The 9,635-nt window shown below is 66.1% G+C and carries 6 protein-coding genes; 3 read left to right on the top strand and 3 right to left on the bottom strand.

Going from position 1 to position 9,635, the window contains the following annotated elements; all coding sequences use genetic code 11:
* Both GF399_00815 and dnaA read right to left on the bottom strand, forming a co-directional pair.
* Window positions 1–2,235 (bottom strand): S8 family serine peptidase (locus GF399_00815; GenBank protein ID MBD3398855.1); only part of this gene is annotated, 2,235 nt, incomplete at its 3' end.
* A gap of 453 nt (window positions 2,236–2,688) precedes the next feature.
* Window positions 2,689–3,993: a chromosomal replication initiator protein DnaA gene (gene dnaA, locus GF399_00820; GenBank protein MBD3398856.1), complete on the bottom strand. Its 1,305-nt coding sequence runs from the start codon at window positions 3,991–3,993 to the stop codon at window positions 2,689–2,691.
* A 710-nt stretch (window positions 3,994–4,703) separates the two neighbouring features.
* On the opposite strand from dnaA, the gene GF399_00825 reads away from it, so the two are divergent.
* Window positions 4,704–6,206: a hypothetical protein gene (locus GF399_00825; protein MBD3398857.1), complete on the top strand. Its 1,503-nt coding sequence runs from the start codon at window positions 4,704–4,706 to the stop codon at window positions 6,204–6,206.
* Between the two features lie 87 nt (window positions 6,207–6,293).
* Entirely contained in the window at window positions 6,294–7,298 is a 1,005-nt protein-coding gene (locus GF399_00830; protein ID MBD3398858.1) for a BMP family ABC transporter substrate-binding protein, read from the top strand.
* Between the two features lie 221 nt (window positions 7,299–7,519).
* Here the strand turns inward: GF399_00830 and mtnA are convergent, their stop codons facing one another.
* Complete coding sequence (mtnA, locus tag GF399_00835; GenBank protein MBD3398859.1) at window positions 7,520–8,569, bottom strand: S-methyl-5-thioribose-1-phosphate isomerase; 1,050 nt, start codon at window positions 8,567–8,569, stop codon at window positions 7,520–7,522.
* 72 nt (window positions 8,570–8,641) lie between these two features.
* Between mtnA and GF399_00840 the strand changes: the two genes are divergently transcribed.
* Window positions 8,642–9,262: a TonB family protein gene (locus GF399_00840; GenBank protein MBD3398860.1), complete on the top strand. Its 621-nt coding sequence runs from the start codon at window positions 8,642–8,644 to the stop codon at window positions 9,260–9,262.
* Window positions 9,263–9,635: the final 373 nt, after the last annotated feature.

Raw genomic sequence — 9,635 nt, forward strand, 5'->3', positions numbered from 1 at the left:
CAGTACGCCGTCCTCGCCGACCTCGGATTCGATGGCCAGCCAACCGGCGTCGAAGGCCTCGCCGGACAAGCGGATGTCGTCGATGAACCAGCCGGCGCCGTCGTCACCGAGGTCCGTCCGCATCCGAAATCGCAGGAAGACCGGCTTCTCGGCGTAACGGGCCAGCCCGATACTCTGGTGGACGAATTCATCCTGTTCACCGGTGAAGCTGACCAGGGTGTGCCATTCCTCGCCGACGGCGTCTTTGGAGATCTCGACCAGGCCGACATCGCCGTCGTCGGGCAGGTCGTAGCTGGTCCAGAATGATAAAACGGCGTCGGCGGGGCTGAAGTACAGCATGGGGCTCAGAAGTCGGGAGTCTAGATAATCGCCGTAGCCGTCGCCGTTGGTCGAACCGCATTTCCAGCTATGCTCCGGGGAGTGGGCGCGCTGCTCGCTGATATGCCACTGGTCCTGCAGGCCGAGGGTGCGCCAGTGCCATTCCCCGTTTTCGACGTCGTCGTCGATGGTCGCGGTAGGGATATGGAGGTTGAATTCCCGCTCGCCGGGTTCGCAGTTGTCCGCCGTCAGCTCCAGCTGGAACGTGAACTCGTCGGGGGCGCTGACGTACCAGGCGAGCTCGAAGACGAAACCCCGGGCGACGGCGGCATCACCGTCCAGGTCGCCGTAATCCGCCGTGTTTTTGGTGATGGTCACGCCGGCATCGGCGCAGCTCAGCACGGCCTGGACCTCCCGGGCGGTCAGGTTTCCGTTGTTGAGCAGCCCGACGGACAGCTCGATGGTCTCCCCGGGGCCCAGTTGGCCGTCACCATCGTCATCGTGCAGAACGGCGATCTCCTCCAGCAACAGGTGGGGCGGTAGTTGATCCAGGGCGCGCAGGGTTTCCAGGGCGTCGATCCGCCCGGCGCCCGAGGTGTTGTCCTTGCCCGGCGGACCCAGATCGACGGCGTTGGCTTCCAGCAGGTCCCCGACCTGCTCCGGTGTCAGTTCCGGTGCGGCCTGCAGCAACAGGGCGATGGTGCCGGCGACGTGGGGCGCCGCCATCGAGGTACCGTCCCAGCCGCTCTGGTAGTCGAAATCCCCGCTGGCGTAGCAGCTCTTGCAATCGACCCCCGGGGCGACGACGTCGGGCTTGACGACCTCCTCGTCGTAGTGGGTCGAGGGACCCCGGCTGGATTCGACCCAGACGTCATCGTTTTCATCGCTGGCGCCGACGGTGATGACCTCGGGAACGTCACCGGGGCAGCGGATGGTCTCCGGTTCAGGACCGTCGTTGCCCGCGGCGACCACCAGGCAGGTTCCGGCTGCCAGGGTGTTGCGCGCCGCGGCCTGCCAGGTGTAGCGGTCCGGATTCCAGGCGTCTTTCCAGCCCAGGGCGTTGACCAGCACGTCGACGCCCTGCTCGGCGGCCGCCTGCCAGGAGGTCCAGACGGAGAGCTCACCCTGGTAGTCGGCGCTCATCAACACCCGGTGGGCGGTGTAGGTCACCCCGGGGGCCACCCCGGCGTTGGTGCCGGCGTCGCCGTCGGAGGCCGCGATCCCGGCGCAGAAGGTGCCGTGGGTCTCGCCGGAACCGGTGTCGCCGTAGGGGTCGGCGTCGTCGTCCTTGAAGTCGTAGCTCAACTCCGTCAAGTAGCGGTCCTGCAGATCGAGATGGGTGTAACGCTGACCGCTGTCGGCGACGACCAGAATCACTCCGGCCCCGGTTATCCCGAGACGGGACCAGACCTCATCGGCCTTGATCTTGGTGACTCCCCAGGCGATATCCCGCAGCGCCGGATCCTCGTCCTGGTCCCGGGGGGTACCCAGGCCGATCCATTCATCGGGGGCGTCGGCGCCCCGGGTCAGCCGGGCGATATCAGGGTGTTGGGCAAGTTCCTCGACGGCGGTCGGGGTCAGTTCGGCGAAAATGAAGTTGACAATCCAAAAGGGCCGGACCTCGCCGACCAGGCCGGCCCGCCGGAGCTCCTCCAGCCGCTGGAGCAGGGCCGCCTGCTCGACGGCGGCCGTCTGCCTGAGGTGCCGGACGACGACCTCGCGCGCCTCTTCCCGGTCGAGACCGGCGGTCAGCGCCGCCGCCGCGGCCGGTTCCAGCTGCTCGGTGAGAGTCAGGTAGCAGGGGATGAAGTCGTCCGGCGCCGTCTCGGCCAGCTCGGCGCGCAAGAAAGGCGTCATCACTGCGCTGATCGGGGCGACGAGGACCAGGATGGTCAGGCTGATGAATATTCGTTTCATAATAATGACGGCTCGTGAGAGTGATCGTGATTGCCCTTGTCCACGGTATAAACTAGCCTAAAAGAGCGATACTGTCAATATCTAGACAGGCTATTCAGTATCTTTAGCATGAGCTGAACCCCGGCCCAGCCGGGGGATGACGAATCGAGCGGGCGTTCGATAATCCGCCAGAGGGCACCAGCGCCGGCGCGGTTCTCGCCCGGATTGTGCCGCTGAGGCGGTGGCGCAACCCGGTTCGTCAGAACCGTGACGACGCGGTCGTGGCTGAGACAGGATCTCCCGCGGCGCCCGGTTCTGCATGAACCGCCGTTCGGCGACGGCCGAGACGGCGGTACACAGTGGAAACGTAGTTGGGGATCCGTTGCCGTTCGTCCCCGCGGGAGATCAAGCGCAGCGGATTCCAAGGAAACAAACCACTCGGAAGACCCATCTGGGCGGGGGACCGGTCGGCCCCTACTGGCCGCCGGCGGCGGCGCGGCGTTCGAGCTTGCTGACCAGGGCGGCGATCTCCGGCTCATGCTCGACGAGGTTGCGGATCTTGTTGTAACTGTGGATGACGGTGGAGTGGTCGCGGCCGCCGAACTGCAGCCCGATCTCGTTGAGCTTGGCGTTGGTCAGGTTGCGCGAAAGGTACATGGCGATCTGGCGCGGGAAGACGATCGATGCGCTGCGTGATTTGGACAGCAGGTCGCGCAGCGGGATCTCGAAGTGTTCGCAGACGACCTTCTGGATCACGCCGATGGAGACCTTGGGCGTCTCGCGGCCCAGGATGTTGCCCAGGACCTCGCGGGCCATCTTGACGGTGATCGGCTGCTCGGAGATGGCGCTGAAGGCGGAGAGGCGCAGGATGGCGCCCTCGATGGTGCGCACGTTGGTGCGCACGCGCTGGGCGATCAGGTCGACGACCTCCTCGGGCAGTCTGACCCCTTCGCTCTCGGCCTTGGAGTTGATGATGGCGATCCGGGTTTCGATGTCCGGGGGCTGGATGTCGATGACCAGACCCCACTCGAAGCGGGTCACCAGGCGCTCGTCGAGTTTGATCTCGTTGGGCGGGCGGTCCGAAGTGAAGACGATCTGCTTGGCGTTGTTGTAGAGGGTGTTGAAGGTGTGGAACAGCTCCTCGAGGGTGGCTTCCTTGTCGGCGAGGAACTGCAGGTCGTCGATGAGCAGGATGTCCAGGTTGCGGTATTTGTTGCGCAGCTCGACGGAGCGGTCGTAGCGGATGGCCTGGATGAACTCGTTGGTGAACTCCTCGCTGGTGACGTAGGCGATCTGCAGCTCGGGCCGCTCGTGGTAGACGGCGTTGCCGATGGCGTGGAGCAGGTGGGTCTTGCCCAGCCCGACGCCGGAGTAGATGAACAGGGGGTTGTAGACCTGACCGGGGTGCTCGACGATGGCCTGGCTGGCGGCGTAGGCGGTGGAGTTGCCCCGGCCGACGACGAAGCTCTCGAAGGAGTACTTGTCGTTGAAGGGGTTGGCCCGCGCCGGCGGGGGATGCGGGGTGTTGCCGTTGCGCTTGGAAACCAGACGGACGTCGAGGTCCCGACCGCTGGCGACAGTCATCAGCTCGCCGATGGTCTCCAGGTAGCTGGAGTTGATCCACTCGACGAAGCGCTGGTTGGGCACCTCGAGGACGACCCGGCCGTTGTCCCAACTGCGCGGTTTGATCAGGGCGATGTAGGATTTGAAATGATAGGGATCGATGTCTTGCTTGAGGCGGTCGGCGACTTCGCCCCAGAGGGAATTCAAATCATTCATGGTAGACGGGGGGCTGGAGGATATGTTCGGTTATACGACAAGTGGGTCGAACGTTGCGGCTGAGGGTCCGGATGGTGCTGCGGGTCTGATTATAGTCTGCGGCGCTGTCCACGTGCGACGGGACGGCGGCCGGGGTAAGAACGGCAGCCCGAGCGGCGAGGCTCCGGCATAGTTGCGGATAAGTCGTGGTCCGCTCGCTCCCGCAGGCTGGGTTTGAGAGTGTTCGGGCGCTCGGGCGTCGGCGGTTCCAGCAGCCGACCGGCGGCGTCCCAGGGTAGCGTTTCCCCTTGTCGCCGCGTCAACGGGAGGTGGGCGCCGCGGGGTCGGTCGTTCGACAAGGACTTGATATCAGGTCAATTCCGTTGTCGGTAGGCGAGCTTGCGGCGCGGAAAACAGGAGTTATCCACAGCCGGTCGCCGGGGCGGCCCGGGGGGTTCCCGACCTTATCCGCGGTAGTGTCTTGCTCTTGCGGAGTTGTCCACGTCGGGCCCGCAGTTATAAACAAGTTGTTAACATCATGTTTAACAGTAACTTATGTTACCACAGGCGGCGCGGGCTGGCAAGCCGGGACTCTTTGGGGTCGTCGCGGCGGTAAGTATCCCCGATTCAGCGGGCTAGGCGGGTTGATGGTGGAATAGCCCCTGGTGTAACGAGATGCCGCTTTCGTAGCTTGCTGAGGTTGGGCCTGATACGCATGATGATATTTTCAAGTGATTCTCATCACTCCTGGTGCGGCTCCTTTACTCGGCCGCTACCGGACCGGTATAATCGGCTTGGCCGTGAGAACATCATCGACGAAGACTAGGCGCGGTGTACCGCCGGCGCCGACGACGTGGGGCTGGTGGCGCACGGCCTATGGGCTGCTGGCCGCCCCGCTGTTGCGCGGCGCGGCGCGGCTGGCGGCCCTGGCGCATCCCGAGGTCCGGCGCGGGCTGTGGGCCCGCCGGGGTTGGCTCGCCCGGTTGAGCGCCGGTCTGGCGGCCGGCGCAGCCCGTAAGCGCGTCCGGTTGCTGTTTCACTGCGCCTCCCTGGGCGAGTTCGAGCAGTGCCGGCCCTTACTGGAAGAACTGCGCCGCCGTCACGGTGAACGGCTCTACCTGCTGACCAGTTTCTTCTCGCGCACCCCCCTGGAGCACGGTCGCTGGCGCGGCCTGGCCGACCAGGGCTTCCTGGCCCCCCTGGACGGCCGCGGTGCGGCCCGGCGTCTCCTCGAGACCGTCCGGCCGGACTTGCTGTGCTTCGTCAAGTTCGACGTCTGGCCGTTGATCCTCTGGGGCGCCGCCGCCGCCGGAGTGCCTACGGCCCTGGTCTCCGCCGCCGCCCACGGCGCTTCGGCTACGGCCAACCCGCTGTTGCGCGGCTTCTACCGCAGTGTCTACGGCGCCCTGGATTACGTCGGCGCCGTCTCCCCCGCCGACGCCGCCTGGCTGGAGAATCTGCGCCCCGGAGTCGAGATCGCCGGGGATACCAAGTTCGACGCCGTGCTGAGCCGCCGGGCCGCCGTCACCGAGGAACCGCTCCGCTTCGCCGACGACGGACCAACCCTGGTCTGCGGCAGTACCCACCCCGCCGATGAAGCGCTGTTGATCCCCGTCCTGGCCGAAGTGCGGCGGCGGGTTCCCGGTCTGCGGCTGATTCTGGCCCCGCACCACGTCGACGACGCCCATCTCGAGGACATCGAGGCCCGTTGCGCCGCGGCCGGACTGCCGTCAGCGGAGCGCCTCTCGACCATCCCCGACCGCCGACCCCGCGGCCGCTTCGTCCTGGTGGATACCGTCGGTGAGCTGTTCGAGCTCTACTCCCTGGCCGACGCGGCCTATGTCGGCGGCGGCTTCCACGACAAGGGGCTGCACAACGTACTCGAACCGGCGGTCTTCAGTGCCGCCCTGCTCTACGGCCCGCGGATCTCCAATTCCATCGAGGCCCGGGAACTGGCCGACGAGGGCCGAGCCCGCCGGGTCGAAGACGGTGGCGAATTGGCGACCGCCCTGAGCGAGCTGCTATCCGATCCGGCCGCGGCCCGCGGGCTGGGTGCCGCGGCGGCGGACTACTGCCGCGCGCGGGCCGGCGCCGCTCAACACTACGCCGAGCGCCTCGAGGGGCTGCTGCGCCTGCCCGCCCGGCTGCAGCTGGGTCTGGAGATTTCCCCCCCGCCGGTCCGGAACGTCGAAACGGAGCGCGCGACAGCGGGGGTTCCGACAACTGAGCCATGACCAATCCAACGCCCCAATACCATAGTCATTGCCGCCTTTCAATCAACTACCAGGTTTCTCCACGACAACCCGAATCGAGGGAGCCCGATGAGGCGATTGCTGCTCACCTGTTTAGCCCTCCTGCTGCTGACCGGCGCCTGTGACAACGAGACCGTCGTCGAGGGACGGCAGCGCGTCGGCGTCGTCTACGGCGTCGCCGGCAGCAACGACAAGTCCTTCAACGAAGCCGTCAAGTTCGCCGTCACCCGCCTGACCGCCGAACGTCGGGTGGCCTACGAGTGGCGTGAACCCCGGGACGCCAATGAGCTCGAGGGCTTTCTGCGCGAGTTGGCCGAGCAGGGCCTCGATGTGATCATTGCCGCCTGCGACCCGGCTTACCTTCAGCCCGTGGCCGAGGATTACCCCGAGCAGAACTTCATCCTCGTCGGCGGCGAGCTGGCCCTGGACAACGTCCGCGCCCTCTCCCTGGACAACCGGCTCGCCGGCGCCGCCGTCGGAGCCATCGCCGCCCTCAAAAGCGAGACCGGACGCATCGGTTTCATCGGCAGCCGCAGCGACCGCACCACCCGGCGCATCCTGGCCGGTTACCAGGAGGGCGCCCGTCTCGTCGAGCCGGAGATCGAGTTCGTCATCGACTATCTCGGCGAGGCCGCCGACGCCGAGCAGGCCAACCTGCGGGCTCGGGAACTGGCCGCCGGGCAGTTCGACCGCGGCGTCGACGTCATCCTGGCCTACTGCGGTCGCGAGGTCGAGGTCGTGGCCGCCGTGGCCGCCGAACGCGAGGCCTTCATCATCGGCAGCGATCTAAACCAGAACTGGATCGAGAAGGGCCACGTGCTGACCAGCATGATGCGCAGCGTCAGCCCCGCCGTCGAGGAGGCTCTCGCCGCCGCCCTCGACGGACGCTTCGAGCCCGGCCTCGTCCAGGTGCCCCTCGGCGGCGATCACGGTCTGGGTTATTATGTCGACGAGGTCAACCGCGGCCTGCTGCCGCCGCGCACCCGCCAGACCGTCGAGGAGGTCTTCGAACGCCTCGAAACCGCCCCGAACGAAATCCCGCCGGACGCCGCCACCCCCGAACAGCTCTCCTGAGCTAATCCCCGGACGACGGTCAAAGAACCGCCAACGGGCGGCCCCGGGGCCGCCCGTTGGCCTAGCGCACTCAGCGCGCCGGAGGGCCGGCGCGCTTGTTGCCCCGGGTTCACCGAACGGTGAACCCGGGTTGCAAGAAGCGTGACGGCCCGGCCCGCGGGCTGGAAACCATATCTCGTGAAACCGTGAAGAGCTGTGTCGTATCTAATCTAATGGAGGTCCTAAGCGCCCAGCCGCTTGCGCAGCTCAGCCAGATTATCGGCGAAGGGCGGCCGGATGACGCCGTGTTCGGTGACCAAAGCAGTGATGTAGCGGTGCGGCGTGACGTCGAAAGCCGGGTTGAAAACCGGCACCCCGGGCGGAGCGCTGGCCGCGCCGCGGAAACGGCGTACCTCGTCGGGATCGCGTTCCTCGATGGGGATACCCCCGCCGTCGGCCAGGGAGAAATCGAAGGTCGACAGCGGTGCGGCGATGTAGAGGGGTAGATCATGTTCCTGGGCCAGCACGGCCAGACCATAGGTGCCGATCTTGTTGGCGGCGTCGCCGTTGGCCGCGATGCGGTCGGCGCCGGTGATCACACAATCCACCATGCCGCGGGCCATCACCGTGGCCGCCATGTCGTCGCAGATCACCGTCACCGGCACGCCGGACTTCTGCAGCTCCCAGGCCGTCAGTCGGGAACCCTGGAGCAGTGGCCGGGTTTCGTCGGCGTAGACCGCGACCCGCTTGCCCGCCTCGTGCGCGGCGTAGATCACCGCCAGGGCGGTGCCGTAGTCGGCGGTGGCCAGTCCGCCCGCGTTGCAGTGCGTCAGCACCTGGACGCCGTCGGCGAGCAGCTCCGCGCCGTGACGCCCGATGGCCCGGCAGGTCGCCTTGTCCTCCTCGAGGATGTCCAGCGCCTCGGCCAGTAGCTCCGCCTTGACCTCCTCGACGGATGAACCGGCCGCCGCATCGACCACGTCTTGCATCCGCTCCAGGGCCCAGGAGAGGTTGACCGCCGTCGGCCGGCTGCCGGCCAGATACTCCGCTGCTTGACGGACCTCGTTTTTGAAGCTATCATATTTCAGGGTGCCGGAATTCCTGACGGACACGTACAGCCCCAGGGCCGCCGCCACCCCGATGGCGGGAGCCCCCCGGACGGCCAGGCGCTTGATCGCGTCGTAGACCTCCGCGGCCGTCGTCAGGGTCAGGTAACGCTCCTCCGTCGGGAGCCTGGTCTGATCGATGATGACGAGCTGATCGTCGGTCCAGGTTATCGTTGGTACCGGCATCGAGCCTCCCGTGCTGGCGTACCGCCGGTCGTAAGCGGCGCAGACGCGTGGAGAGTAGAGTGAGGTGAGGAGATGAAAAAGCCCCAACTGAAGCAACCGTTGCTGCTGTCCCTGTTGCTGAACCTGCTGGTGTTGCAGTTCCTCTACAGCGGAAGCGTCGAGGAACTGGAGCCGATCACGGATTACGATGGTCTGGTGCGGCTGAGCAGCCTCGAGGTCCTCGATGAATCCAGCACCGCCTCCGAAGCCGGCCTCACCCTGGCCCCCACCCGGCCGGGCGAGGAGGTCCGGGCCGAGAAGGAGCAGGAGGACTTCATCGAGGAGGTCGAGGAGCGCCGGGAAGCCAGCGCCGAGGTGGAGAACCTGCCCGAGGCCGAACAAACCGTCGTCAATCCCGGTCTGGGCAGCCGCTCCAACATCGTCGTCAGCCCCTACTGCCTGACGCCGCGGGATCCCCGGATTCCGGAGACGCTGCAGAACAGCGGCTGGGAGGGTCGCGTCCGCTTGGCCGTCAAGCTGGACCGCGAGGGCCGGGTGACCGCCATCGAGATCCTCGAATCCTCCGGACGCGAGGACGCCGATCGGGACGCCGTCCGTCTCTATCGCAACACCCGCTGGTCCCCCTGCTACGTCGACGGAGAGCCCGTCACCTGCACCGCCCAGCTCTGGGTCGAGTACGAGCAGCAATTCTAACTACCAAGCGTGGACTTTTTCCGGCGGTCGCCGAAGGGGGGCCGCTTTATCTTTGGGATCGTCTACCGTCTTCGGACCGCTACCTGTCTGTAACCTGCTGTTAACATCCGGGATGGGCTGTGATATTCTGCCGCGAAAAAGGGGGGGCAACAAGTGGCGGAAAACCGAGCAACCGACCGGCCCAGTTGTTGCCCAAAATGTAACCATAGAGCGCACTATAAGTTGGCCGACAGCAGATGTAAATGCAAGAATTACGGAAAGAATTATGCCCATCGGCCAAGATATGCAAAGCTATCTTGCAAAGCTATCTCAAGAGAAGCAAGAAGAGGTTGCTCGCTTATTTTGACTGCGCGTTGCGGCGGCCGCCGCGGCC

The sequence above is a fragment of the Candidatus Coatesbacteria bacterium genome, assembly GCA_014728225.1.
GTDB lineage: Bacteria > RBG-13-66-14 > RBG-13-66-14 > RBG-13-66-14 > RBG-13-66-14 > WJLX01.

What these genes read in the sequence shown, in the direction of transcription:
- dnaA (MBD3398856.1), bottom strand. Translation starts at nt 3,993, where the DNA reads ATGAATGATTTGAATTCCCTCTGGGGCGAAGTCGCCGACCGCCTCAAG.
- GF399_00830 (MBD3398858.1), top strand. Translation starts at nt 6,294, where the DNA reads ATGAGGCGATTGCTGCTCACCTGTTTAGCCCTCCTGCTGCTGACCGGC.
- mtnA (MBD3398859.1), bottom strand. Translation starts at nt 8,569, where the DNA reads ATGCCGGTACCAACGATAACCTGGACCGACGATCAGCTCGTCATCATC.
- GF399_00840 (MBD3398860.1), top strand. Translation starts at nt 8,642, where the DNA reads ATGAAAAAGCCCCAACTGAAGCAACCGTTGCTGCTGTCCCTGTTGCTG.